The organism is Bacillota bacterium, assembly GCA_040757085.1.
Classification (GTDB): Bacteria; Bacillota; Sulfobacillia; order JACIYH01; family JACIYH01; genus JACIYH01.
In genome coordinates this window covers 18,109-43,453 of sequence record JBFLXJ010000007.1, presented here as the reverse complement: position 1 = coordinate 43,453, position 25,345 = coordinate 18,109, and the positions used below count along the sequence as shown (strand labels likewise).

The 25,345-nt window shown below is 65.7% G+C and carries 29 protein-coding genes and 1 tRNA gene; 24 read left to right on the top strand and 6 right to left on the bottom strand.

What is annotated here, in order from left to right:
- The first annotated feature begins 100 nt into the window (after nt 1-100).
- From AB1446_02735 to AB1446_02675, 13 genes are all read left to right on the top strand, one after another.
- Nucleotides 101-772 (top strand): DUF1614 domain-containing protein, encoded by a 672-nt coding sequence (locus AB1446_02735; GenBank protein MEW6545822.1) that lies wholly within the window; start codon nt 101-103, stop codon nt 770-772.
- A 53-nt stretch (nt 773-825) separates the two neighbouring features.
- Complete coding sequence (gene spoIIP, locus AB1446_02730) at nt 826-1,977, top strand: stage II sporulation protein P (GenBank protein MEW6545821.1); 1,152 nt, start codon at nt 826-828, stop codon at nt 1,975-1,977.
- Nucleotides 1,964-2,656 carry a DUF3189 family protein gene (locus AB1446_02725; GenBank protein ID MEW6545820.1) on the top strand — a complete coding sequence of 231 codons (693 nt, stop codon included), beginning with the start codon at nt 1,964-1,966 and terminating at the stop codon, nt 2,654-2,656. Before spoIIP ends, AB1446_02725 begins: the two co-directional genes overlap by 14 nt.
- 59 nt (nt 2,657-2,715) lie before the next feature.
- A complete protein-coding gene (locus AB1446_02720; protein MEW6545819.1) occupies nt 2,716-4,071 on the top strand; it encodes a DUF512 domain-containing protein in 1,356 nt (451 codons plus the stop codon).
- The gene (gene der, locus AB1446_02715; protein MEW6545818.1) at nt 4,068-5,411 is read left to right on the top strand and encodes a ribosome biogenesis GTPase Der; all 1,344 of its coding nucleotides are present in this window, start codon (nt 4,068-4,070) and stop codon (nt 5,409-5,411) included. Before AB1446_02720 ends, der begins: the two co-directional genes overlap by 4 nt.
- A gap of 52 nt (nt 5,412-5,463) precedes the next feature.
- Complete coding sequence (gene spoIVA / locus AB1446_02710; protein ID MEW6545817.1) at nt 5,464-6,942, top strand: stage IV sporulation protein A; 1,479 nt, start codon at nt 5,464-5,466, stop codon at nt 6,940-6,942.
- Nucleotides 6,943-7,201: 259 nt separating this feature from the next.
- Nucleotides 7,202-7,474 (top strand): HU family DNA-binding protein, encoded by a 273-nt coding sequence (locus AB1446_02705; GenBank protein MEW6545816.1) that lies wholly within the window; start codon nt 7,202-7,204, stop codon nt 7,472-7,474.
- A 185-nt stretch (nt 7,475-7,659) separates the two neighbouring features.
- Nucleotides 7,660-7,736 (top strand) — tRNA-Pro (locus tag AB1446_02700).
- 37 nt (nt 7,737-7,773) lie between these two features.
- Nucleotides 7,774-8,604, top strand: coding sequence for a fumarylacetoacetate hydrolase family protein (locus AB1446_02695; GenBank protein MEW6545815.1), 831 nt, complete (start codon nt 7,774-7,776; stop codon nt 8,602-8,604).
- 94 nt (nt 8,605-8,698) lie between these two features.
- Nucleotides 8,699-9,082 (top strand): adenosylmethionine decarboxylase, encoded by a 384-nt coding sequence (gene speD, locus AB1446_02690; GenBank protein ID MEW6545814.1) that lies wholly within the window; start codon nt 8,699-8,701, stop codon nt 9,080-9,082.
- A 201-nt stretch (nt 9,083-9,283) separates the two neighbouring features.
- A complete protein-coding gene (locus tag AB1446_02685) occupies nt 9,284-10,342 on the top strand; it encodes a M42 family metallopeptidase (protein ID MEW6545813.1) in 1,059 nt (352 codons plus the stop codon).
- Nucleotides 10,343-10,364: 22 nt separating this feature from the next.
- Entirely contained in the window at nt 10,365-10,820 is a 456-nt protein-coding gene (ndk, locus tag AB1446_02680) for a nucleoside-diphosphate kinase (GenBank protein MEW6545812.1), read from the top strand.
- Nucleotides 10,805-11,623, top strand: a complete 819-nt coding sequence (locus AB1446_02675) for a DUF72 domain-containing protein (protein ID MEW6545811.1) — start codon at nt 10,805-10,807, stop codon at nt 11,621-11,623. Before ndk ends, AB1446_02675 begins: the two co-directional genes overlap by 16 nt.
- Before the next feature lie 11 nt (nt 11,624-11,634).
- Here the strand turns inward: AB1446_02675 and AB1446_02670 are convergent, their stop codons facing one another.
- Nucleotides 11,635-12,831: a DUF401 family protein gene (locus tag AB1446_02670; GenBank protein ID MEW6545810.1), complete on the bottom strand. Its 1,197-nt coding sequence runs from the start codon at nt 12,829-12,831 to the stop codon at nt 11,635-11,637.
- A gap of 115 nt (nt 12,832-12,946) precedes the next feature.
- Here AB1446_02670 and AB1446_02665 point away from each other — a divergent pair, with 115 nt between their 5' ends.
- A complete protein-coding gene (locus AB1446_02665; GenBank protein MEW6545809.1) occupies nt 12,947-13,999 on the top strand; it encodes an aldo/keto reductase in 1,053 nt (350 codons plus the stop codon).
- Here AB1446_02665 and AB1446_02660 read toward each other — a convergent pair.
- Entirely contained in the window at nt 13,959-14,705 is a 747-nt protein-coding gene (locus tag AB1446_02660) for a 2-phosphosulfolactate phosphatase (GenBank protein MEW6545808.1), read from the bottom strand. The genes AB1446_02665 and AB1446_02660 overlap by 41 nt on opposite strands.
- Nucleotides 14,706-14,757: 52 nt before the next feature.
- On the opposite strand from AB1446_02660, the gene surE reads away from it, so the two are divergent.
- The 6 genes from surE (at nt 14,758) to AB1446_02630 (ending at nt 19,776) form a co-directional block, all read left to right on the top strand.
- On the top strand, nt 14,758-15,546 hold the full coding sequence (gene surE, locus AB1446_02655; GenBank protein ID MEW6545807.1) for a 5'/3'-nucleotidase SurE: 789 nt from the start codon (nt 14,758-14,760) through the stop codon (nt 15,544-15,546).
- Between the two features lie 70 nt (nt 15,547-15,616).
- Complete coding sequence (locus AB1446_02650; protein ID MEW6545806.1) at nt 15,617-16,669, top strand: histone deacetylase; 1,053 nt, start codon at nt 15,617-15,619, stop codon at nt 16,667-16,669.
- Between the two features lie 64 nt (nt 16,670-16,733).
- On the top strand, nt 16,734-16,982 hold the full coding sequence (locus AB1446_02645; protein ID MEW6545805.1) for an alpha/beta-type small acid-soluble spore protein: 249 nt from the start codon (nt 16,734-16,736) through the stop codon (nt 16,980-16,982).
- Nucleotides 16,983-17,158: 176 nt separating this feature from the next.
- Nucleotides 17,159-17,545, top strand: a complete 387-nt coding sequence (locus AB1446_02640) for a TIGR04086 family membrane protein (GenBank protein MEW6545804.1) — start codon at nt 17,159-17,161, stop codon at nt 17,543-17,545.
- Nucleotides 17,546-17,563: 18 nt separating this feature from the next.
- Nucleotides 17,564-18,766, top strand: coding sequence for a polysaccharide deacetylase family protein (locus AB1446_02635; GenBank protein ID MEW6545803.1), 1,203 nt, complete (start codon nt 17,564-17,566; stop codon nt 18,764-18,766).
- Nucleotides 18,767-19,353: 587 nt separating this feature from the next.
- Entirely contained in the window at nt 19,354-19,776 is a 423-nt protein-coding gene (locus AB1446_02630; protein ID MEW6545802.1) for a PaaI family thioesterase, read from the top strand.
- A gap of 58 nt (nt 19,777-19,834) precedes the next feature.
- Here AB1446_02630 and dinB read toward each other — a convergent pair whose 3' ends face one another.
- Together dinB and AB1446_02620 are read right to left on the bottom strand one after the other, a co-directional pair.
- The gene (dinB, locus tag AB1446_02625; protein MEW6545801.1) at nt 19,835-21,097 is read right to left on the bottom strand and encodes a DNA polymerase IV; all 1,263 of its coding nucleotides are present in this window, start codon (nt 21,095-21,097) and stop codon (nt 19,835-19,837) included.
- A 227-nt stretch (nt 21,098-21,324) separates the two neighbouring features.
- Nucleotides 21,325-21,525 carry an NAD-dependent epimerase/dehydratase family protein gene (locus tag AB1446_02620; GenBank protein MEW6545800.1) on the bottom strand — a complete coding sequence of 67 codons (201 nt, stop codon included), beginning with the start codon at nt 21,523-21,525 and terminating at the stop codon, nt 21,325-21,327.
- A 133-nt stretch (nt 21,526-21,658) separates the two neighbouring features.
- Here AB1446_02620 and AB1446_02615 point away from each other — a divergent pair, with 133 nt between their 5' ends.
- Nucleotides 21,659-22,153 carry an ABC transporter ATP-binding protein gene (locus tag AB1446_02615; GenBank protein MEW6545799.1) on the top strand — a complete coding sequence of 165 codons (495 nt, stop codon included), beginning with the start codon at nt 21,659-21,661 and terminating at the stop codon, nt 22,151-22,153.
- The gene (locus AB1446_02610; GenBank protein MEW6545798.1) at nt 22,150-23,013 is read left to right on the top strand and encodes a phosphotransferase; all 864 of its coding nucleotides are present in this window, start codon (nt 22,150-22,152) and stop codon (nt 23,011-23,013) included. Before AB1446_02615 ends, AB1446_02610 begins: the two co-directional genes overlap by 4 nt.
- Before the next feature lie 157 nt (nt 23,014-23,170).
- Here AB1446_02610 and AB1446_02605 read toward each other — a convergent pair whose 3' ends face one another.
- Together AB1446_02605 and AB1446_02600 are read right to left on the bottom strand one after the other, a co-directional pair.
- Complete coding sequence (locus AB1446_02605; GenBank protein ID MEW6545797.1) at nt 23,171-23,686, bottom strand: hypothetical protein; 516 nt, start codon at nt 23,684-23,686, stop codon at nt 23,171-23,173.
- A gap of 180 nt (nt 23,687-23,866) precedes the next feature.
- Entirely contained in the window at nt 23,867-24,097 is a 231-nt protein-coding gene (locus AB1446_02600; protein MEW6545796.1) for an alpha/beta-type small acid-soluble spore protein, read from the bottom strand.
- A 148-nt stretch (nt 24,098-24,245) separates the two neighbouring features.
- Between AB1446_02600 and AB1446_02595 the strand changes: the two genes are divergently transcribed.
- Together AB1446_02595 and AB1446_02590 are read left to right on the top strand one after the other, a co-directional pair.
- A complete protein-coding gene (locus tag AB1446_02595; protein ID MEW6545795.1) occupies nt 24,246-24,734 on the top strand; it encodes a DUF5680 domain-containing protein in 489 nt (162 codons plus the stop codon).
- Nucleotides 24,735-25,029: 295 nt separating this feature from the next.
- A complete protein-coding gene (locus AB1446_02590; protein ID MEW6545794.1) occupies nt 25,030-25,320 on the top strand; it encodes a hypothetical protein in 291 nt (96 codons plus the stop codon).
- The last annotated feature ends 25 nt before the right edge of the window (nt 25,321-25,345 follow it).

Genomic DNA, 25,345 nt, shown 5'->3' with positions numbered 1-25,345 from the left:
AGTCGCCTGCCGCTCGGCAGGTGACCTGCTTTTTGCGGGCATACCCTGCTCCCGGGCCGGGCAAGCTAGGCTTGCCCGCCGTTTGGGGAGTGGTGTGGCCGTGCCCTGGGGATCCGTACTCCTTCTTGTGGTCGCCATCTTCGTTTACCTGGGCGCGGGTCACCGGGTGCTCGACCGCATGCGCCTGAGTGACCGCGCGGCTTTGGGGATACTCTTGCTCATGGCTGCCGGCAGCCTGGCCAATTTCCGCCTGGTGCCGCCCCCGCGGGAACTGGTGATCAACGTGGGCGGCGGGCTGGTGCCCCTGGGGGTGAGCGTATACCTTCTGGCCACTGCGGATACCCCCAGGGAGAGAGGACGGGGCGTCCTGGCCGCCCTGCTGGCGGGAGGAGCGGTTTATCTGCTCGGCAGACTGCTCCCTCCTGAGGAGCAGACCATGTGGATCGACCCCGCCTACGTGTTCGGACCCGTGGCCGGGATCATCGCTTACCTGGCCGGGCGATCGCGGCGGGCGGCATTTTCGGCCGGCGCCACCGGCACCATCCTGGCTGACCTGGGCCACTGGGTGGAGGGGTTTGGCCGGCCCTACCCCACCCGCACCTGGGTGGGGGGGGCAGGCGCATTCGATGCCGTGGTGATAGCAGCTCTCCTGGCCGTGGGCCTGGCGGAACTGGCCGGTGAAGTGCGCGAGAGGATGACCACCCGTGCCGGGCAGGAAGGTGACCGGCATCGGGAAACGGGTGGCAGAGGTGAGGGGGGGGACCAGCACTGAGGAACAGAGTCCTGGCCCTGACCTGCCTGACCCTGCTTTTCCTGTGGGCGCCGGTGGGGATCCCTCTGGCCAGAGCAGAGGACGAACTGGTCCCGCCCGCCCATATGATGGTGGTGGACGAAAACGGGCAGCACATCATCGCCACCGGGCATGTCCTGAAGCCGGGGGACGAGTTCTTAGCGTTCGATAACCGTCGTTACCGCGTGGTGCGGGTCGAGAACAGGCGCGCAGTAGCCCGCCTGATAGCTGAAGAAGATCTGGGTGCTCTGCTCACCCCTGCCGACCTCGAAGTCATTGCCCGCATCCTGGTGGGAGAGCCCCCACAGGCCGCCAGTGTCGGAACCGGCCGCCCGCTTCCGTCGGCCCGCACAGGAAAGTGGCGGGAGAGTTTGAGCGCGGTCCCGGGCTCCACGACCGGTGCTGAGCCGGTGCAAGCCCCCCAAAGAGTTGTCGGAATCTACCATACACATAGTGACGAGTCGTACGAGCCTTCTCAGGGTGCGGCCAGCGTAGAGGGCAAGGGGGGCGTGTTCGCGGTGGGCGCGAGCCTGGCCTCCCGCCTGAAGGAGAAGGGAATCACGCCCGTCCACGATATGTCCGTCTATCTGCCCCACGACGGGAGGGCTTACGAGCGGTCGCGGCGGGGAGCGGTGGCGCTGGCCGCCTCCAGGCCCCTGGCTCTCCTGGACGTACACCGGGACTCCGGGCCGGCCGAGGAATACCTGCGGAACATCGGGGGGCAACCCACCAGCCAGGTCATGATCGTCATCGGGCGTCAAAACCCCCAGGCCTCTGCCAACAGCTCCTTTGCGGAGCGCCTGAAAGCGGTGGCAGACAACATGTACCCCGGCCTGGTACGGGGAATCCTTTACGTGAGCGGGAAGTTCAATCAGGACGTCCACCCCCGAAATCTGCTGATTGAGGTAGGAACAGAGAAGGTCACCCAGGAGCAGGCCCAGCGGGGGGCTGCCCTCCTGGCCGACGCCATTCCCGTCGCCGCAGGTGCCGTAGGGCCCGCTGTGGGTGGAGGGCGCGAGGCGGCAGGTGCCCTGCGGGCACTGTGGTGGGTGCTCGGCCTGACCGGCGTCCTGGGAGGAGCGTATCTCTGGCTGAGCACCGGTAGCTGGCAAGAGGCCAGGCGTCGTCTGGGGCGCTGGCTGAACGAAGTGACGCTACGCGGTGGCCGGGGCTATGGAAGGAAATAAGATTGTTCTGCACCTGCGTCGCGGGCGGCCCGGACACCTCGTCTCCCTGGGTACCGATGCGGAAGGAAGGCAGAATTACATTCTCCACGTGGGGCGCCCTGTGCCCCTGGTCGCACGGTGGGTTTCCGCCTGGGCCGGCATCCTGGCCCCGGACCGGGCGCAAGTCTTGCTGCCCGGGGGCAGGCCAGCTCCTGGCCCGCCCGGACCTCGCCCAGAGCCGGTATGCGACGGCACCCGCTGCATCGTCTATCACTGTTTCGGGGGAGCCCACACCTCGGTGGTAGCCGGAGCGATCCACCTCGGGATGCTGCCACAGCGGCCCACCTGGCGCCAGGTGGCTACTTTTCCCCTGTTTGACCGTACCCCCACCCGCGAGCGGGGATGGCCCCTCTACCTGGGGACGGATGAGAAGGGGCGGCGGGTGTACGCCATGGGCAGAGGGCGCGACTCCCGGGGCGCCACCCTGGTATTCGACGCCCTCTTGCGGGCCCTGGGCCTGGACGGGCAGGTGACCAGCCACGATACCCTGGCCTGCGCCGGGCCCCTCACCAAGCTGGGAGGGTACCTCTCGCGCCGGCTGGGCCTGGTGAAACCCGGACGGGCGCTGGCTGCCGTGGGCATCACCAGGGACCTCCCCCGCCTGCTCCGAGTGGTCAAACAAGCCCGCAACTCCTCATAATGCATGGTTGACTCCCGCCTGTGCTGGGCTATAATGCCCGTGGGATGATGACAGGCGGTGTGTTGATCGAGCGTGTGGAATACGGGGGAACGGGCTGGCGCCTGGGTATTCGCCCGGGAGACCGGCTCGTGGCGGTGAACGGTAATCGTCCCCGGGACTGGCTGGACTTTCGCTTCGAGATCGCCGCACCGCGCGTGATCCTGGAAGTGTGGCGGGAGGGCCTGGGGACTTACCGAATAGAGGCTGTCAAAGGGTGGGACGACGACCTGGGGCTCCGGTTCACCCATCCCCTGTTTGACGGGGTGAGGACATGTGCCAACCGGTGCCTGTTCTGCTTCCTGGATCAGCTGCCGCGCGGCCTGCGGCCCAGTCTTTACGTGAGGGACGACGACTACCGGCTCTCCTTTCTGAACGGCAACTATGTTACGCTGACCAACCTGGGACCTGCTGATCTCGAGCGCATCGTGCGACAGCGGCTGAGCCCCCTGCGGCTTTCCATCCATGCCACCGATCCGGCCGTCCGGCAGCGGCTGATGCGCTGCCCTCCGCCTGGGGATATCCTCCCCCTGTTACGGCGACTTGTGGAGGCGGGCATCGCCATCCACGGGCAGGTGGTGCTTTGCCCTGGTTACAACGATGGCGATGTTCTTGATAACACCCTGCGCGACCTGGAGACCCTGGGCCCCGGGCTGGCCTCGCTGGCCGTGGTGCCGGTGGGACTGACCCGCTACCACCGCCGCGGCCTGGTCCCGCTCGACCCCGAGGGAGCAAGGCGCCTGGTGGCATGGGGGGAATGGAACCAGGCACGCCTCAGGCAGCAGCGGCAGCGGGGGGTGCTCTACCTGGCGGATGAGGTGTACCTGCGCGCCGGGATTCCCTTTCCTCCGGCATCGGGGTACGATGGATTCCCCCAACTGGAAAACGGCGTGGGGATGGTGGCCCGCTTCCGGCAGGGCTGGATGCGGCAGCGGAAATACCTGCCCCGCCGCCATCCGCGGGGGAGATACCGGGTGACCATCGCCACCGGGCGGGCAGGGGCCGGGGTGTTGGCACCGGTGGTGGAAGATGTGGCGACGATCCGGGGGCTGGAACTGGAACTCGTGGCCGTGCCGTCGGTCTTTTGGGGTGAGCAGGTGGACGTGGCCGGGCTCCTCACAGGGACTGACCTGGAAGCGACGCTGGCCGCGCGCAGGGGGAAATTGGGTGACCTGGTGCTCGTCCCCGGGGCCGCGGTTGACGCGGAAGGGAGGTTCCTCGACGATTATCGCCTTGCCGATCTGGAAGCCCGCTTGGGGGTGCCGGTGCGGGCGGTACCGGCCACGCCGGCGGCCCTGAGGCGGGCCGTACTGGGAATGGACGCCGCCCGGGATGCAGGTGCCCGGTGGCGCCCGCGGGTGGAGGTGGGGCATCCGTGACCAGGCCCCTGGTGGCCCTGGTGGGACGGCCGAACGTCGGCAAATCCGCCCTGTTCAACCGCATCATCGGTGAGCGGCGTTCCATCGTGGAAGAGAGTCCCGGCGTGACGCGAGACCCGGTATACGCCGAGGCGGACTGGGCAGGGCGGGAAATGGTGCTGGTGGATACGGGGGGCATGGCCGAAGGCGGCATCGACCTGGCCCGGGAAGTGAGGGAGCAGGCGGAAGCCGCCGTGGCCGCCGCTGACCTGGTGATCCTGGTGGTGGACGTGACCGAAGGCCTGCACCCCCTGGATCAGGAGGTAGCGGACTTCCTGCGCCGGACGGGCAAGCGCGTGCTGGTGGCGGCCAACAAAGCGGACAATGCGGAGCGGGCGCGGGGAGCCTCCGAGTTTTACCGCCTGGGACTGGGTGACCCCTTGCCTGTATCGGCCCTGCACGGGCGCGGCGTGGGCGATCTACTGGATCGGGTGGTGGCGCTGCTTCCCCCTCCGGCCCCGGGGCCTGTGGCCGGTGCCGGGGAAGCGGTGCGGGTCGCCGTGGTGGGGCGGCCCAATGCGGGGAAATCCTCCCTGGTGAACGCCCTCCTTGGTGAAAAGCGATTCATAGTTTCCGAGTTGCCGGGCACCACGAGAGACGCCGTGGACTGCTTGTTGCGCCGGGGCGACCGCTGCTACATCCTGGTGGACACCGCGGGGGTGCGGCGGGCGAGCAAGATCGTCCGCACCCTGGAGCGTCACGCCGTCATGCGGGCCCTGCGGGCCATCGACGGGGCCGAGGTGGCCATCCTGGTGATCGATGCTACCCAGGGGGTGGTGCAGCAGGACCAGCGCCTGGCCGGCTACATCCATGAGAGCGGGCGGGCGCTGGTGGTCGCCCTCAACAAGTGGGATCTGATCCCGGGGCCGGAGAGCCCCCAGGTCATGGCGCGGGCGGCAGCGGACCTTTCCTTTGTTGCTTACGCTCCCCTATGGGCGGTGTCCGCCCGGACCGGACGGGGCCTGGGCAAACTTCTTTCCGCCGTCGACCGGGTGGCGGCCGCCTACCGGCGGGAAGTTGCCACCAGGACGCTGTCCCGGTTCCTGGCCGACGCGGTCTCCCGTACGCCCCCTCCTGGGGGGGTGAGGGTGACCTCCCTCAAGCAGGTGGGTATCGCGCCCCCCACCTTCGTGGTGACCGCCAGCGACCCCGGGGAGGTCCCGCCTTCTTACCGGCGGTATCTGGAGACCAGGTTACGAGAGGCATTTGACTGGCAGGGCACTCCCCTGCGCATGATCTGGCGTCCCGCCGACGGCCCGGGCGGGGGAGGGATGTCTACCCGGGCTGGTAAGCGCATATAGTGGAGGAGAAAGGCGCCAGCGTGCCATCATGTGCTGGGGAGGCAAAAGGGCCATGGAGAAGTTCGATATTTTGCGGGATATGGCCGAGCGCACGGGGGGAGAGATTTACATCAGCGGGGTAGGTCCCGTGCGGGCGGGAAAGTCCACGTTCATCCGGCGGTTCATGGAGCTCCTGGTGTTACCCCACATCCAGGACCCCCATGACCGCGAGCGCGCCATCGACGCACTTCCCCAGGCAGGGGCCGGTCGCCTGGTGATGACCACCGAGCCCAAGTTTATCCCCGACGAGGCGGTGCAGGTAAACCTGCGGGAGAACGTCACCATGAAAGTGCGCATGGTGGATTGCCCCGGCTACCCGATCCCCGGCGCTCTCGGGTATGAGGAAGACGGCGTCCCCCGCATGGTGCAGACCCCCTGGGTGGAGGAGCCCATTCCCTTCCCCGAGGCGGCGGAGTTGGGAACCCGCAAGGTGGTTACCGAGCATTCCACCCTGGCCCTGGTCATTACCAGCGACGGCTCCGTGGTGGACCTGCCCCGATCCGCGTATTCCGAGCCGGAGGCGCGCCTGGTGGCCGAACTCAAGGAGCTGGGGAAGCCTTTCCTGGTGGTCCTGAACTCCACCCACCCGGAAGACCCCGTAACCCAGGATCTGGCCGGAGAACTGGAGGCCGAGTACGACGTGGCCGTGGTCCCCGTCAATGCCGCCACCATGGAGCTCGACGACGTGTACCTCATCATGGAGCAGGCCCTGTACGAGTTCCCCGTCACCCAGGTGAACGTCAGGCTACCGCGCTGGGTGGAAGAACTGGGGCGCGAACACTGGTTGCACCGTAAGTTCGCGGAAAAGGTAGAAGAAGTGATCCCCGGTGTCAGGCGTGTGCGCGACGTTGACCCGTGCATCTTGCGCCTTCGCCAGGCCGACTTCGTGGCCGACGTAACCCTGGAAGCCCTGGACCTGGGCACCGGCCGGGCCAGCCTGCAGGTGACTGCCCGCGAGGACGTTTTCTTCCGGGTACTGCAGGAAATGTCGGGTTACACAATGGAGGGAAAGCACGACCTGGTCCGGGCCATGAAGGAACTGGCGCACGCCAAGCGGGAGTACGACAAGCTGGCAGAGGGGTTGCAGGAACTGTGGCAGACCGGCTACGGGGTGGTGCCGCCCCGTTTCGAAGACATGAAGTTCGAAGAGCCCCAACTCATCAGGCAGGGTAACCGTTTCGGGGTGAGGTTGCGTGCCACGGCGCCCTCCATCCACCTCATCAGGGCCGATGTCAACACCGAGATCACGCCCGTCATCGGAACGGAGAAGCAGTCCGAGGAACTCCTGCGCAGCCTGCTCGTCCAGTTCGAGGATGAGCCCCAGAAGATCTGGCAGGCCCACCTCTTCGGCAAGTCCCTGGAACAGCTGGTCCGGGAGGGGATGCAGAGCAAGCTCTACCGGATGCCCGAGCACGCTCAGGCCAAGCTGCAGGAGACCCTGACCCGCATCGTGAACGAAGGGACGGGAGGCCTGATCTGCATCATCCTGTAACCAGGCCGCTTGTGCTTGCGCGGTGAGCACCCGAAGGCCTCCTCGGCCATAGGGGGTGCCAGCCGAACGAATGGGGCCAGTACCGATCACGCCGGTGCTGGCCTCTGCCTTGCGGGTGTCGCCCGGGCTTGCCGTCCACGGCAGACCACCGGTTGTCAAGCCCGGCAGGGCGCGTCTTAAAGGAAAACCCGCATCACTGTCGAATATCATACCCCGTCGGAAAAGGGCGCGGGAACTGAATCTGAAAGGAGGTGCGACGGTGACCAAGGCTGATCTGGTCGATAAGGTGGCCGAGAAGACCGGGTTCACCAAGAAGGACTCGGCCCGTTTCGTGGAGGCGCTGTTCGAGGCGTTGACGGAGGGCCTGGCGGCAGGGAACAAGATTTCGGTGGTGGGTTTTGGTACTTTTTCCGTACGCAAGCGGGCGGCACGCAAGGGCCGTAACCCACAGACCGGTACGGAAATCAAGATCGCGGCTCGCAAGGTGCCCGTGTTTCGACCGGGCAAGGCCCTAAAAGAAGCCGTCCGTTGAGCCCGGTGGGCATGTCTGACCCAACGCACATATAATGAGGCAGAAGGGGGCGACTTCTGGTCGCCCCCATGCTCCGATGGCCAGGGGCGTGTCGCCAGGTGTCGCCGGTGGTCGCCCCAGCCGCGGGCATAAGCCCGCAGCGCGGTTGCGTTCCCGGTCGCTATCCTTTATAATCAAGACGAGGTCGGGCCGTAGCGCAGCTTGGTAGCGCACTACCTTGGGGTGGTAGGGGTCCCGGGTTCAAATCCCGGCGGTCCGACCATCTTTCATTATATTCGGGGCATTTGGGGGAACGCGTGGTGACGGAAGGCGTAAAGGAGCGACTGGTGCGCGTCAGCACGGGGGCGGGCATTTTTTACGGGCTGATGGTAGAGGACCGCATATACCTGGCCGGGAGCCGGTGGCCCTGGGACCGCCCGGAATGGGCCTCCTTCTTACGGGGGGAGGGCGGGCGCCCCTCCAGACTGCCGTACATAGGGACCGACGAGGCCGAGCTGATATGCCCGGTGGAACCGGGCAAAGTGGTAGCGGTGGGGTTGAACTACCGGGACCACGCCCACGAAGTGGGAGCAGTGCTTCCGGAGGAACCGGTGCTGTTCGTCAAACCAGCCACGGCGGTGATCGGACCGGGTGCGGCCATTCTGTTACCCCCCGTGTCCCGGAGGGTGGACTACGAGGCAGAACTGGCCGTAGTGATCGGACGGCGGGCGAAGAGGGTTGCGGTGGGGCAGGCCCCCGATTACGTGCTGGGATACACCTGCGGAAATGACGTAACCGCCCGCGACCTGCAGCAAAAGGACGGGCAGTGGACGCGTTCTAAGTCCTTCGACACCTTTTGCCCCTTGGGGCCGTGGGTGGTGCCCGGGCTGGACCCGGCGGCCCTGCAGGTGGTTTGCCGCGTGAACGGAAAGGTGCGCCAGCAGGGGAACACCCGCGATCTCATCTTTCCGGTGGCCGAGCTGGTTTCGTTCGTTTCCGGGATCATGACCCTGGAGCCCGGGGACGTGCTCTTGACAGGCACTCCGGCGGGGATCGGCCCCCTTGAGCCTGGCGACCTGGTCGAGGTGGAGATCGAGGGGGTGGGGGTGCTTTCCAATCCGGTAAAGATTGCAGTTGACACCCCCTCTTAGTCTGCTAAAATCATCGTGGAATTGGCTGCCGGGCCGCTCCCCCGGGGGCCGTTCCCATGTTTGGGAGACCTGCCGAAAGGGGGCTGGGAATGAGATGCAAGCCCTGGGCCGTCACGTGCTGGCGGAAGTCTACGGTTGTGACCCGAACGTCCTCGATGACGTTCAAGCCGTAGAACGTATCCTGGTTCGGGCGGCTCAAGAAGCCGGTGCAGAGATACGGGAAACGGTGTTCCACAAGTTCAGTCCACAGGGAGTTTCGGGCGTGGTGGTGATCTCCGAATCCCACCTGGCCGTCCATACCTGGCCGGAACTCGGGTATGCGGCGGTAGACGTCTTCACCTGTGGCGAACGCGTAGACCCCTGGCTGGCCTGCGACCTCATAGTGGCCCAGTTCCGGGCGTCCCACATGACCGCCACCGAAAGCAAGCGGGGTATACTGTTCGCGGCACAACCCGCGGCCGTGGCGGCAGGATCGTGAGCAGGCAGGGGCGATTACAAGGAGGACGGTGAAATCTTGCGCCCTAGACGCAAGCGCAAAGGGAGCAAGGATCCGCACACTGGTGGCCCTACGGCGCGCGGGGCGGCGGTGCCGTAGGGCTGCTGTTACATAACCGGCAATACGAAGTTTGAAGGGCACTCATCGTGCCACGAAGTCGATGTTGCAGGAGGGCGAAATGTCATGCTGGACCTTTTGCGGGACCTCACCGCTGCTACCGGTCTGCCTGGGTTCGAGCACGAAGTGCGGGCAGTACTCAGGACCTACCTCGCCGGCGAGGCGATCGAGCAGGATCGGCTGGGCAGCCTCATCGCCCGCCGGGAAGGAAAGGCTTCCGGCCCGCGGGTGATGCTGGCCGGTCACATGGATGAAGTGGGATTCATGGTGACCCACATCACCGAGAAGGGTTTCCTGCGGTTCCAGACGCTCGGGGGATGGTGGGAGCACGTGATGCTGGCCCAGCGCGTGCTGGTCAAAGGCAGGGAGGGAGACGTCCCCGGGATCATCGGCGCCAAGCCGCCCCACCTCCTGAGCCCTGACGACCGCAAGAAGATGGTCGAGAAGAAGGACATGTTCATCGACGTGGGGGCCTCTTCGCGAGAAGAAGCCACCAGGATGGGCATCCGGCCTGGGGACCCGGTGGTGCCCGATTCCCCGTTCCAGGTGATGAAGAACGGGCGCTTTCTGATGGCCAAGGCCTGGGACGACCGGGTGGGATGCGCCATGTTCGTGGAGGTGCTGCGGCGTCTCCGGACGCGCAGTCATCCCAACACGGTGTACGGGGTGGGCACGGTCCAGGAAGAAGTGGGCCTGCGGGGTGCCACCACCAGCGCCCACGTGGTGAACCCGGACGTGGCCTTTGCCCTTGAGGTAGATATCGCGGGCGATACCCCCGGGATCGCAGAGCACGAGGCCCAGGCCAGGCTGGGAGGTGGCCCCAGCATCATCCTGTACGATGCCTCCATGGTTCCCAATTTCCGCCTGCGCGACCTGGTCATCGAAACGGCCGAGAAAGAGGGCATCCCCTGGCAGGTGAACGCCATGCCGGGAGGTGGCACGGATGCCGGTCGCATCCACATCAACGCCGCCGGGGTCCCGAGCGTGGTCATCGGCGTACCCTGCCGTTACATCCACAGCCACACCGGCATAATCGACCGCGAGGACTTGGAGAAGGCGGTCGAACTGCTGGTAGCTGTCATCGAGCGGCTGGATGCGCCCACGGTGGCTTCTCTGGTCGAATAGTCGATGTGGAGGGGGATTGGGGTTGCAGCGCACACTCGTTCTGGTCAAGCCCGACGGAGTACACCGGGGGCTGGTCGGTGAAGTCATATCACGCCTGGAGAGGAAAGGGTTGCGGCTTGTGGGCCTCAAGATGATGCGGGTTACCCGCGACCTGGCCGAGCGTCACTATGAGGTGCACCGGGGAAAGCCCTTTTTCCTCGGATTGATCGACTTTATCACCTCAGGCCCGGTGGTGGCCATGGTGTGGGAAGGTCCCGAGGCGGTGGCCGTGGTACGCAACCTCATGGGTGCCACCGACGCCCGTAAGGCCGCCCCAGGGACAATCCGCGGTGACCTGGGCCTGGACGTGGGCCACAACCTGGTGCACGGGTCAGATTCCGAGGAGACGGCCACCCGTGAGGTGGGCCTCTTCTTCTCCGAGGAAGAAATCGTGTCCTGGCGAAAGGTTGATGAGCCGTGGACATGGCCCCAGGGTTGATCCTGGTGGGGACGTCCGGCTTTTCTTACGAGGACTGGCGGGGTCCCTTTTATCCCGCTGACCTGCCCGCCCGCGATATGCTCACCTACTACAGCCGCCACTTCCCGGTGGTGGAACTGGACTTCACGTATTATCGCATGCCTTCCCCCCGCACCATGGCCCAGATCGAGCGCAAGACGGGGCCGGGCTTTACCTTCTGTGTGAAGGCCTACCGGGAGATGACCCACGAGCGGCCGCAGGACCCTTCCGAACTGCGCTCCCTCTGCCGCCAGTTCGCTTCCGCCCTGAAGCCCGTGATAGATGCGGGCAAGCTGGGATGCGTGCTGGTGCAGTTTCCCTGGAGTTTTGGCCCTGCTCCGGCCAACCGGGCCCTGGTGGAAGGCCTGCCCGAATTGCTGCCCGACTTTCCCCTGGTGGTGGAGTTCCGCAACAACCAGTGGATATCCGAGGACACGCGCCAGGCCCTGACTCGGGCGGGGCTGGGCTTCTGTGCCGTGGACGAACCCCGCCTGAAGGGGCTGATGCCCCCTATCACCTGGGTCACCGCGCCCGTGACCTACGTCCGTTTCCACGGACGCAACACCCAAAAGTGGTGGAAGCACGAGCACGCCTGGGAGCGCTACGATTACCTGTATTCCGAAGAAGAGCTAAAGTCCTGGGTTCCCCGGATCCGTAATATGGCGGTCCAGGCGGAACGTACCTACGTCCTGTTCAACAACTGCCACGCCGGCCAGGCGGCCAAGAACGCCTCCATGATGCAACTTTTGCTCACCATGGACCTGCCGGGGCCGCCCCCGCCCTGAGGGGGCATTCATCACCTGGTGAGCAAGAACAGGAGGATGACGCCGGCCGCGTTCAGGGCTACCGGGGGCAATAGGTAACGGTACGCCTGGCCCAGGCTCACCTCGAAGTAGCGGTTGGTGAGGATCAGGCACATGTGCAGGGGGGAAACCAGGTAGGCCTGGAACGTCAGGCCGAAGATGAGGCAAACGTACGCCCCTGGGTCCTGACCCATGGGCACCATGGGCAAAAGCGCCGGCAGGGCGATGCCCAATCCCGCCACCGGGTTGGCGGTCAGAAACCCCGTCAGTACCGACGCCAGCATGATGGCTGCCAGGGGTGCCCGGGCGCTGGCAGCGGTGATAAGCGTAGCCAGCCCCGGGGTTTCCCGCACCAGGGCGGCAAAGATCATGATGAGTTCCGTGGCAAGGGGCATTTCCCAGTCCGCGCTCATGCGCAGGATTCTCCACTGGAAAGTACCGCGGTGGCAGGCCACCAGGCAGGCGAAGACAATTCCCACGCTCAGCGCCAGCGGCAGCGGCAGCCTTGCTCCCAAGAACAGGGCCACGCTGACAAAGATGGGCGAGGCGGTTGCCAGGAAGTCAAGGGCCTCCCGTCCCCAGGGACGGTACGGGGCCCTATCTCCGGCGGATCCGCTCAGGAAGAGCAGGGCGGCGGTGAGGACGGCCAGCACCGTGAGCGGCCACTGCCGGGCGATGATGGCGGACACGGTGAGGCCGGAGAGGTGGGCGGACAGGATAAGAGAGGGGCTGAAGGGGAACACGAAGAACCAGGCGTGGCGCAGGAGCACGTTGGCGGTTGCCTTGCGGGCCGGGGACATACCCAGGGTTTCCCCCAGCCCGTCCACCATGGGGGCGGACAAACCTGCCCCGCCCGGTACGGGCAAGCAGCCCAGGATGCCGGGGACCAGGGCAAACGCCAGCCGGTCGCTGCGCAACATCCCTGCCAGGGACCTGCTCATGGGCCCAAGCAGGATGGAATTCTTCAGCAGTCCCGCCAGCAGCATGATCAGGGCCACCGTCAAGACCAGTTCCAGGGTAGCGGGATCCACTGCTGCTCTCAGGGTGGTCACCAGGGCAGATCCCGGGGGCCCTGCCCCTCCCAGGAGGAGGATGGCGGTGCCAACCGTCATGGTGATCCACAGGCGGGCACGGAGCGCACCCAGGACGATGATGGCGACGAAAGCGGCAGCGAGTCCTAACGTTTCCAAGGGCGGATTCCTTCTTTCCTCTTAGCTAATTCGCATGCCGAAGCAAGCGTTCCTGCGCACCGTGGGTTCGCCGGGAGAAAGCCGATTGCCCGATTGCAGGGGGTTGGGGAAGGAAATGCAGAAGCGCAGGCTGGGTCGGACCGGGTTGTGGGTTTCCGTGATCGGGTTCGGGGGCATCCCCATTATCACTGCTCCGGATGAGGCAGCGGAGCGGGTGGTGCGGCGCGCATTCGATCTGGGGGTCACCCTGTACGATACTGCCCGCGCCTACGAACGGGCTGACCTGCCCGTGTCCGCCAGCGAGGACAAGATCGGCCGGGCCCTGCGCACGGTGCGGGATCAGGTGGTGATCTGCACCAAGACCCAGGCCACCTCCGCTGCCCTGGCCCGGGAGCACCTGGAGGAGAGCCTGCGCAGGCTGGGGACCGATTACGTGGACGTGTGGATGCTGCACTCGGTGGACCAACTGAGCAAATGGGAGGCTATCAAAGGTCCGGGGGGGGCCCTGGAGGCATTCCGGCACGCCCGTGAGGAAGGAAAGGTGCGCCACCTGGGCATAAGCGGCCACCGGCCCGATCTGCTACTCCACATGCTGGGGGAGGAGGAATTCGAAGTGGTGATGGTCCCCGTCAACATCGTGGACCGCCATATATACGGGGCGGAAGAAACGCTGCTCCCGTACTGCCGGGAGCATGATATAGGGGTGCTGGCCATGAAGCCGCTGGCGGGGGGAGCTCTCAAAGAGTATGCCCCGCTCGCCCTCCGCTACTGCCTGGGACAGGCAGTTGCTTCTGCCGTCCCCGGTATGGGAACCGTGGTTGAGGTGGAAACTGACGTGGAGGTGGGTTGCCACCCCCACCCTCTCACGCCCGAAGAAGAGGACCAGCTCTGGCTACGCAGCCGAGAGTTGGGCCTGGAGTTTTGCCGTCAGTGCGGGTACTGCCTCCCCTGCACGGCGGGGATCAACATCCCCGGCATTTTTCGCCTGGACGGGTGCTTCGCCCGCTATGGTCAGGAAGAATGGGCCCGCCAGCAGTATGTATCGGTGGCCCCGCAGGCGGACGCCTGTGCCGGCTGCGGCGAATGTGAGACCCGTTGCCCGTATCAGCTTCCCATCCGGGAAAAGCTCAAGTGCGCCCACCAGCGCCTGACCGGCGCGCCGGCATGACCACTCCCATCAGGTAGCGGGGAACAACCCGGCTCCGGTCCAGCTGGACACAGAAAGAGACGTCCTCGTGGTAGCCCAGTTCGAGCAAGGTCTGCCCAGCAGGGACACCGGCAAAGAAGGTGTACCAGTCGGTCACGGAGGCGGTGAGACGGGTGGCCTCGTGCGCTCGGGGTAGGAGCCATGCGCCCTTTTGGGCCAGCCGGCCGGCCAGCAATCCCGCCACCGCCACGTCCTCGGGCGCCACCCCTCCCTCCCGGCCCGAGCACGCCAGCAGCACCCGGGCCGGCCTGTGCTCGACCAGGTATTCCACCACGGCCTCTGCGTTGCGCAGGCACGCGCACAGGGTGACCCGGGAAGCCCGGCAACGGCGCAGGGCCCTGGTCCCGTTGGTGGTGGTGAAGAAAACCACCCGGCCGCCCACCCGCTCCGGGCGGTAGGCCTGGGGCGAGTTGCCGAGATCGAAGCCGGGGATGAGCCGGCATCCCCGTTCTCCTCCGAGCAGGGCCGTGCGACCATCGCGATTCCAGTTGGCGGCAAGGGATCTGGCTTCCTCTGGCTCGAGGGCAGGGACGATCGCCCGGCATCCCGCTTCCAGGGCGGTGGTGATGGTGGTGGTCGCCCGCAGCACGTCGATTACTACCGCCCAGGAGTCGTGCACCACTTGGGGTTCGATATCCTGGGCACGGAAGGTAACATCAACCTGCACCTTGTCTCGCCTCCTCGGGGCAGTATATCATAGCCTGGCGAGGTGGTGACCGGTGCTGGTCCTGCTCACCAACGACGACGGTATTTTTGCCCCTGGCCTGCGCGCCCTGCGGGAGGTATGGGAAAAGCAGGAGGACTGCGAGGTGTACGTGGTAGCCCCCGCGGAAGAGCGTTCTGCCTCCGGTCACGCTATCACCCTCTTCCGCCCCCTCATGGTGGAAGAGGTGGTATTCCCGGGCAGCCTGGTGAAGGGGTGGTCGGTGGGCGGTACACCCGCCGATGCCGTTAAGCTGGCGGTCGGGGCACTTCTGCCACGTCCTCCCGACCTGATCATTTCCGGGGTGAACCGCGGTCCCAACCTGGGTTCGGATCTGTTCTATTCCGGGACCGTGTCGGCTGCCATAGAGGGGACCATCCTGGGTTTGCCCTCCCTGGCCGTTTCCCTGGCGGCCTACGAGGATGGCGACTACGGGGTGGCCGCGCGCTTCTCTCACCGCCTGGCCCGGGAAGTGCTGCGTCGGGGGTGGCCAGCTGGGGTGCTGCTCAATGTGAACGTCCCCCCCCTTGAGTCTCACGAGATCGCGGGGCTGGCCATCACCCGCCTGGGAGTACGGCACTACCGGAACATGTTCGACCGCAGGGTGGACCCCCGCGGCAGGGTGTATTACTGGCTCACCGGAGAGGCCGAAGACGGGGAGGAGCCCGGAGATTCGGATGTGATGGCCCTGCGGCAAAACCTCATCTCGGTGACACCAGTACATCTTGACCTCACCCACCACGGCCTGGTGGAGAGCATGCGGGAGTGGAACCTGGGAAGTCAGGAACCGGCACCCTGGTTATGAGCGCGCGGCCACGATCCCTCCGCCCACGCCGTCTCACAGGTGAGGGGGCACCGTTGGGGGGCGAAAAGCGTTGCAAAGGGTAGGGCTGGTGTACGACCCACGCTTCTTGGAACACGAGACGGGGTTCCATCCCGAATGCCCCGAGCGCCTGCTGTGGGCAGTGGAAAAGCTGGGTGACATGGGCCTGTGGGATTCGTGTCAACTGGTCGCCCCGCGCACGGCTACACCGGAAGAGGTGGCCCTCTTTCACGACTCCCGGTACATAGCCCGCGTGGAGGCATTTTCTCGTGCGGGGGGAGGCCTCTTTTGCCTGGATACGGCCGGTTCGGCAGGAACCTACCGCGCCGCCCTGCTGGCTGTGGGTGGGGTGCTACGGGCCATCGAGGCCGCCTGCACGGGCCAGTTCCCCTCCGCGCTGTGCCTGGTGCGTCCTCCCGGCCACCACGCCGGACCCGCTCTGGGCAAGGGCTTTTGCTTTTTCAATAACGTGGTGATAGGCGCCCTGTGGGCGCGGCAGAGGTTCGCCCTCGAGCGCGTACTAATCCTGGACTGGGATGTCCACCACGGAGACGGCACCCAGGATGCGTTTTACGCCGACCCCGGCGTTCTGTACTTTTCCTGGCATCAGTACCCGTTTTACCCCTACACCGGGTCCTGGGATGAATGCGGGACGGGAGCCGGGCTCGGGTACACGGTGAACGTAGCTCTTCCTCATGGGAGCACCGATGAGGAGTATCTGCTCGCATTCGACCGGCTGCTGGTCCCCCTGGCGAACGCTTACCATCCCCAACTGGTACTTGTTTCCACGGGGTACGACGCTCATTTCGCCGACCAGTTGGGAGACATGGATGTCACCGCCTCGGGTTTTTGGGCCCTGTCCTCACGTACGAAGGAGTTGGCGGCGAGCCTGGGAGCACCCCTGGTGATGGTCCTGGAAGGCGGGTACAGCCGGCAGGGGATGGGTTGGGGCGTGGCGGCCACGGTCGCCGCCCTGGCCGGCCTGCCCCTTTCTGGCCAGGAGCCGTTCGGACCCGAAAGCAGCGGCGTTCGCACAGAAGTGGAAATGCAGATTGAAAGAAGCCGCGAGAAGTTCTGTCAGATTTGGGGCAAGCTGTTTACATAACGGCCCCGACTCCGCTCATGCTAATAATGCCGCCGGCGCCGGAAGGGCGGAAAGGAGGGCGCCCATGCCGCGGAGGCGTCGGATCGTGCTTCCCGAGGCACGGCGCGGGCTGGACCGGCTGAAGTACGAGGTGGCCCAGGACCTCGGTCTGGCCGACGACGTGGAGCGACGCGGGTGGGGTGACATGACCACCCGCGAAGTTGGCCACATCGGAGGTCAGATGGTGCGCCGCATGGTGCGCTACGCCGAGGCGAACCTGGCTCGCCGGGGGGAACGGGAGAACGAGCGGCAGAATGAGCGGCAGGGTGGCTGAAGCCCGACCGTTGCCTGCCGCTGTCGGGCCCTTTCCCGGAGGACAGGTGAGTCGGGCCGCAGGCAGCCGGAAGGCCCAGGGGGAGTCCCGGGCTCCCCCTGTCCTGTTTTTCAGACGTTACCCGGCATAAGGGCAGAACGGCGTTCATATACCTTACCGGGCCGGGGGGTGAAAACATGCGCCCGGTAAGGCAAGAAGAGGCAGGTTGGGCCGTGGGCGGGGTGATCCGGGGGGCGATATCGGGACTGCTGGTGACCCTGCTGCTGCTCTGCGTCCTGGCCGTGGTCTTACTGTGGGTGGATCTGGGTGACCGCGCCACCCGGATCATCATGGACGTCATGGGGGGAATCGGGGCTCTGGTAGCCGGCTTCGTGGCTGGGCAACGGGCCCGGGCAAGAGGCCTGGCGCATGGGGCGGTGACCGGGGTCCTGTTCACCCTCATCGTGCTCATCATTGGGCTGCTCTTCTTCGGAGCCACGTTCTCGTTGTGGCCCTGGTTGCTCAGGCTGGCAGCCGGCGTGATCCTGGGAGCCCTGGGCGGCATAGTGGGCGTGAACTTCTGACCAGGCATAAGGTGGTGGGTGGAAGGGGAAGCTACCCCCGGATTGGGGGTAGCCATGATCCGCTTTTCGTGTGTTTTGGTTTTGACCGTATTTTTCGTCACGGCCGTGGTGCCAGCCGCTCGGGCAGGTCCGGATGTCCCGGTACGCGAGTACCAGTCCCTGCTGAAGGAAACCGGATACTACCGCGGACCGCTCGACGGCATCCGCGGCCCTCTAACCGAGGAAGCCGTCATACGCTTTCAAAGGGACCACGGTCTGGTCGCGGACGGAGTGGTGGGCCCGGCCACGCTGGCTGCGCTACGACGGGCTGCCGCCACCTATGTGGTACGGAAGGGAGATACTCTCGCTGCAATTGCCGCCCGCTACGGGGTCACCGTGAAATGGCTGTGCCAGGTGAACCGCATCAGGGATGCGGATCTCATCCGGCCCGGGCAGAAGCTGATAGTGCGGGAGGTCAAGGCCGCCGGGACTACCGGGCAGTCCAGGACAGGTTCGGGGCAAAACACCACCCGTGAGTCCCCGGGACAGCGCACGACCCAACCCCAGGCCGAGCGGGCTGCGGCCGAGAAGGATACGGTGAGCGGCAAGGATGAAGGCCCCGCCTGGCAGACCTTCCTGCCGGGTGCCGCCGCCGCGCCGCCGCGGCTGGGGCTGCAGGGCGCCCGGGTCGCCCTGACCTTCAACGACGCGCCCCACCGGAACACCGATTCCGTCCTGGACGTGCTGGCCCGGCATGGGGCGAAGGCCACTTTCTTCCTGATCGGGGAGAGAGTGGTCCCGTCCCGGGCTCAGGTCCGTCGCATGGTGACGGAAGGCCACCAGTTGGGCAACCACTCCTATTCTCACCACGTCCTGGTGGGGCAGGCCCTCGCTGACGTGGAGAAGGACATCTCTGCCGCCCAGGCTGCCATCGCTGCCGCCGCGGGACAGGAACCGGGGTACTTTCGGCCCCCCGGCGGCGCAATGGATCGCACTGTTGCCACGGCTGCCGCCCGCCAGGGGCTCACCACTGTACTCTGGCACAACGTGGGAGCCACCGACGACCTGCCCCTTCCCCCTGAGGAACTGGCCCGGCGCATCGCCTCCCGCTGCCGGGAGGGATACATAGTAATGCTCCATGCGGACCGCCCCCAGACCGCCGCCGTCGTCGACCATCTCATTCGCCTGCTCACCGGCGCAGGGGCGCGTCTGGTCACACTCGCCGAACTGGGGGCCCCCTGACCCCACATTGCCCTCTGACGGGGGCGGGGGTGCCTATTCGGGATCGCGCGCCACGTGTGGGCGGGGGAGGAAGGTCAAGATGCGCTCCAGCCCCAGCACCAGGTCCCCCAGGCTACGCAGCAATTCCTCCCTCGGCGGGATCATCCGCCAACGCCTCCCCTGTTTTCTCCGGGCGACCTACGGGTACCGGGTCTGGGATCGGTATCCCTGGCAGTGGCAGGTGCTCCTTGAGAGGCTACGCACCCGCCGTTCTTCGCAGGTCCTGGTGTCCCTGCGGCACCGCTCCGGGCGGCGGGTGCGCCTGGATGCTTCCCAGCGGCGGGTGCTGCGGTGGGCCTGCCGGATGGTGAAGCACGTGGGCAAGTACTGACCGTCGTGCCAAAATCCCCCCTCTAGCGCGGACCCCGGCAACAGGGTTGCATCGCCCGGGCGGGGAGGAGTAACGGGATGCCCCGGAGAACTCGAACGGGGCATCGCGTTGGGACGCCCCATCTAGTTTCCGATTCAGGTTCCCGGTTCACGTTCCGGGTCCGGGTTCCGGGTTAAGCCGCCCGCTCTGCTCGGGCATGTCGCCGGGGGGTGAATGGTTGCTCATCCGTGAGTATCCACTGTGCTTCGGCTGCGGCAGAGAAAACCCCATCGGCCTGGCCCTGCGGTTCAGTTGCGAAGACGGACTGGCAAGCGCCTCGTTCCTGCCCCGCGACGAGCACCAGGGCTACCCGGGCATGCTCCACGGCGGCCTGATCTGCACCCTGCTGGACGAGGCCATGGCCTATGCCGTACACGCCATTGGCTGCGAGGGTCATACCGCCCGCCTGGAGGTGCGGTTCCGCGCGCCCGTGCCCCTGCACCGGCCCCTCACCGTGGAGGCGCGGGCCGGGCGCCGCAAAGGACGGATGGTGGAGGTCTCCGCGCGCCTGCTCGGGGCGGACGGAGAGGAACTGGCCACCGCCACCGGCCGGTACATAACCGGCCCGCACGATCGCGCTGGCGAAGCGCCTGCGGGGTGACGGGTACGCTCAGCCCCAACGAGTGGCCACCAGCCGTTCGTTCCACTGTTCCCATTTCCTACTCCTCTCCGGTCCCATGGGAGGCGTCGTCCGAGGAGGCCCCCGGCCGACCGCTGGCCATTGACCTGGGCGGGACGCCTTCAGGGGGCTTCGGGCTCTGTGCCTGCGGTCGCAGCCGCCGGGCGCGGAAGACCACCGGTTTGCCGAAACGCCTGCGCAGTGCATCCAGGGTGCGGTCCACGGGGGTCTCGTCGGGGGCATCCCCCGTGAGCCCGGGGAAAGAAAGCTGCTGCCACTCTTCCAGGCTTGAAACCGAGATCCCCACCAGGCGCCAGGGCGGGTTACCCCGGTGCCGCAAGAAAAGCTCGCTGGCCACCCGGTAGATGGTGCTGTCGCTATCCGTGGCCTGCCGCAGCGTGGTGGCCCGGGTGATGGTCAGGAAATCGGGGAATCGCAGCTTGATCCCGATGGTGCGCGCTCTGAGACCGGCGGTACGCAGGCGATGGCCCAGTTCCTCGGCCATCTCCATGAGGGCAGAAAGGACCTGCTCGGGGTCGCCCACATCGGTGGCGAACGTCATCTCCTCGGACAGGGATCGGGCCTGATGCTGGGTGATCACCGGCCGCCCGTCCCGGCCGTGGGCATACTGGTAGACGGTGTGGCCGAATGACCCCAGGAGGGTTTCCATGAGCTGGGGAGAGGCGGCCGCCACATCTCCCACGGTCCGGATGCCCGCCCGCAGCAGCCTTTCTTCCGCTTTTGGACCCACCCCGGGCAGGATTCCCACCGGCAGGGGCCAGAGGATCCCGGCCACGTGGTCCGGCCAGAGTTCGCGGAGGCCGTCCGGTTTGGCCAGCCGGCAGGCTATCTTGGCCAGCAGCTTGTTGCAGGAGACACCAACGGATAGGGGGAGGTCGAGCTCCCTGCGCACCAGGGTGCGGATTTGCTGCGCGACTTCCGCCCCCTTACCTGCAGGGACGGCCAGGTATGCCTCGTCGATGGACACCGGTTCCAGATCGGGGGTGAACCGGTCGAAGATGGAGAAGACGCGGTCGGATACCTTGCGGTATCGAGACATGCGCACCGGCAGGACGATGGCCCGGGGACACAGCTCCAGGGCCTGGCGCATGGGCATGGCGGACCGCACTCCGTAAGCGCGGGCCTCATAGGAGCACGCGGCCACCACCCCCCGCCTTGACGCATCACCCCCGACGATCACGGGTTTGCCCCGCAATTCGGGATGGTCACGCTGCTCAATGGAGGCGAAGAAAGCATCCAGATCGCACAGCAGGATGTCCTGCCCGGGCCTCTCCGCCCTCAATCTCACCACCGCCCTGCCGCATCCCGTCTGCAGCCGACCTGCCCCATCGGTCCTGCAGGTCGGCAGCTCCATCATGCCCCCGCTGTACGGAAGCTGCCATCAGCCTCGGCTTTCTCCGCTTTCCATGAACCGGTGACTCACCACGCCCCTATGGTAGGTCCCTGGTTCGGCATTTGGGTTTCCCAGGCAGGCAACCTGGGCTAGAGCCACACCCTCAGCGTATACCATCACGTTGCATCGAACTCCCGGCCTGCCAGCGGCTTCAACCCGTCACGGAAGCGGTCGACCGAGATATGCTCCACAGCTCCAAGATAGGGTTGCCTCCGGTGGCCTCGACTGAGGAGAGTAAACCTGTCTCCACGCTCCAGCAACTGCGGTACCAGGTACGAACTGATGGTGCCGGTGCCACCTAGCACAAGGATCTTCACTCGGCAAGCACCTCCCCGGCCACTCTCCGCAGGAGACGAGGCTGGAGCCCGGCTAAATTCTCCCACGCGGACGCATGTTCCTGCAAGCGCCTCCCAGCTTTCCGGAAGCTCAGTGGTGGAGGGTGCGTAGCTGTTGCAAGTCCTCCTGCCGGTGAGGGAGCGGCGCAAAGTGAGAGCGGCGCAATGCGCGTTGATCGCGAGGGAGCGGCATGGTACACTGGCTGTGGTCAGGGTTTTGAGCGTGGACGCTTCACTGCGGGATGAGCTGCCCCACGGTCTCGGCACCGAGGTGGGCAAGAGGGGCTCACGCCTTTCTGGCGGCCAGCAGCAGTGCGTTTCCCCCATGCGCGCACTCTTCGCCCGCCCGCGCCTCGTGATCCTCGACGAGCCGACTTCCGCCCTCGACGGTGAAACCGAAGAACGCGTCTGCCGCGGCCTGGTGGCGGCCCGCGAGCACAGTACCATACTCCTGTTTTCCCACCGTTTGAGCACGGTAAAGGTGGCCGATCACGTGGTGGTCCTCCGGGACGATCGGGTGGTGGAAACGGGCACGCCCGCTGCCCTGCTGCGGCAACGCGGCGAGTTCTATCGCCTCTTCGCTTCCCAACTCCAGGAGGAGCGCGAATGAGGCCGGGTATTGCGGGAATCCGGCAGGCGCTCGAGCCCTTCCTCGTCCGGGAGGAAGTGGATCGGCTCCTCGATCTGCTGGCGCGCACTGCTCGGCTGGCGATTCCTTCGGGCCAGTGGTTCGTCAAGGCCCGTACCGATGCTGACCGATACGGTCTCAACGCAATACGCCACGAACTGCGTTTCTTGCAGGGGCATCCCTGCTTGCCCGTGCGGGTGCCCGCCCTGCGGGGCCGCCATGTTTCGGACGAAGTGGTGATCCTCGTTCTTGACCGTCTGGAGGCGGTGCCCCTGGCGGAGAAACGCAACGCTTTCCGCCTTCATACGGGCGCTCGGGCGGACGGCATCCTGGAGGAGGTGCTGCGCCTTCAGGGGGCGGTACCGCCCCAGGACCTCCCCATGGAATATGAGCGCGGCACTAAGCTGAAGAGGTATCTTCCGGTGATCGCCCCCCAACTGGACTCCGATACGGTCTCCTTCCTCGAGCTCGCCTCGCGCTCCTGGACCCCGGCGCCCGAAGTCGTCCTGAGCCACGGGGACCTGTTACCGGCCAACATCCTGGCCGATCGGGACGGCAGCTACTGGCTGGTGGACTGGGAATACGCGTCCCTGCGTCCCCCGTCCTACGACCCCGCCCTGTTCCTGCTCTTTTCCCACCCGCCCGGGGAGGGGATCGAACTGCTCGAGGGCCTCGCCGACCGGTGGGACCGCAAGGAGCTTTACAGGGACGCCATCGTCATCGTCGCCCGGGAGATCAAGAACTGGATGACCCAGGTGCCGCCGGGCCCGGTCCAGCTTGAGCACATCGAACTCTGGAAACAGGCCCTGCGGCAAGGCATAAGGCACCTCAGTCACTGTTAGTCCGGTCGACCGGCCCCGTTCCGGGGTGACCCGGCTCTCCTGGGGAGGACGGCCCGGGGGGTGGTGGGCTCCCGTGGAGTGAAGTAGCGGCCGGTATCAGGCGAAGGCACAGCTGAAGGCTCATCGAGGACGGGGGCGAGAGGGAACGAGGGACGCATCAGGAAACCACGTCGGTGGGTTTCTGGATCTGGGCCACCAGGTGTTCGGCCTCCGCCACCAAGCGGTTGAGGTCGCGGAATGACTGGCCCTGTATCATGGCAGCGTGGGCCTGCGCCAGGCTCGACACCGCCTGCTGGAGGGCCTGGGATACCTGGGTGCCGATCTGAGTTTCCTCTTCGGCGATCTGCGTCTTCAATTCCTGCAGGGTTTGCTGGAAGTGGGGCAGGTTCTGGCGTACGGCGTCGGCTCCCTCCTGGGCCGTCTGTACCAGTTGATTGATCAGGGTCAGCATCTGGTCCAGACGCTGGGATTGAGATACCTTGGTGGAGGACTGGGTCAGGCTGCTTTGCAACTCCTGCTCCGAGGTGAACTGCTCCTGACGGAGGATGTTTTGTATGGTGGTGACGGCCTGGGTGAGATATCCCGCCGGCGTCTGGGCACTGCCGGGGGAGGGGATGGGACCCAGGCTCTGCCGAAGCAGGTCTATGTTTTGCGACGTGGTATTTTTGGCCACCGGAGAACACCTCCTCTGAACTTGCCCCTGCTGGCCCGGTTTGACGAGTGGGGGCTCAGGGTCAGGGGTCACATGGGACCGTAGAGAGGAACCCTTATGCAAAGGGGGGAGCTTGGGTGAGAAGGGGCGAGGAGCGACACCCTCGCCCCACGGAGGCTTGCCCCCCGACCGTACCTCCGGTTAGAAGGTGGAGCGACCCTGGCCCTGGTTTTGTTCCAACGCTTGCTCGGCGTGACGGATCATAACTTTCACGATGTTGCCACCAATCTTGCCGCCTACCCTGCCGCATTCGCGCGCGGGAACATCACCCCAGTACCCGTCGCGGATCTTAGGCGTGATGCCCAGTTCATCCGCCAGTTCGTACTTGAAGGTATCAAGTACGGACTCTGGGAGCACCTTGGGCTGATTCATGAATTTGGGCACGCTCCTCACCTCCTCGCCACATAGTGTGCACGGGGCCCACGGCATTACTTGGGCATTTGCTGGAGCGTGCGGAAGGTGCATGCGCATTTGGGGGCAGGGTTAGCTTCTCGGCAAAGGTTCGGAGAGAAACGTCCGTTTGACACCGAATGCTATTCGTGAACGACAAACATACGCGTCCCAGGGGGGTGAGGCCAGCGTTTCGCCGCTGCTACCCGGTGCGCGGCGACTGGAATGCCGGGAGGGAGCACTGCTGTACCGGGACATCTACTTCGGCTTCCGACATTTTGTGGGTCAGGGGATAGTCTACTACGATTCGTCCCCTATCTGGGCCATGGGTTACGCCGGGGGCATTCTCCCGACCGAAGTCGACGCGGCCGAACTGTACGAGTTTCTGCGCTTAGCCCTGCAGCCGGTTACGCCGGAACGCCCCTATCGCCGTCCCCGCTTGCTCAGGAGCAGGCCTTACTTATACAGGGATGTGACTCATGGCCGCGTGGAACGCTTCTGGGGCATTGAGACTATCACCAGGGAGGGACATGTGGTCCACCGGCTCCGGTACCACGGAGGGATGCTTTGCTGCCCTGGGCTTACGGGCTGCTGGGGGGGCTGGGGGAGCATCCCTTGACACGGTCCCGACGGGGGAGGTACACCCTATGCAGGAAACGTGCTAATCTTTAAGTAATCGGTGAAAACCTTTGTTTTGCTCCGGGGTGGAGCAATTGGCCTCGTCCCGGGCGTAAGCCTTAGCCGGGGAGGCGCGGGCCGGGTGCTTGCGGGAGGGGGAGGGAGCTGTGGATGAGCTTCTGGCCAGGGGTTCCCTGGCCCTGCCTGCAAGTAGGTGCTTGTCGTGTCCCGCAACACAGGTCCAGGTTTAGGCTTCTAAAATCCATTCGTAGCAACAATTTGGAGCAAGGTCGGTGGTGCCGATGCTGGGCCGGGCCAACACCAACTGGCACGTGGAAAACACCTGGGGCTGGATGGACCGCATCCCCAAGAAGTCCTTCTGGGCCCGCTTCCGCGCCTGGGCCTGGGAACAGGGAAACCTCAGGGAAGAGGAGTTCGCCCACCTTTATGCAGGCATCGGCCGCCCCTCCGTGAGTCCCGCCCAGCTCGCCGGGCCGATCCTCATCCAGCGGGTCGGCATCCAGAGATTTCCTCAGGGTAGAAAAGCATCATTTCACGCCCTTTTGGTGCCGGCTCCTAGTGGGTAGGGTGCGCAGTTGGGGTGGCAGGCAT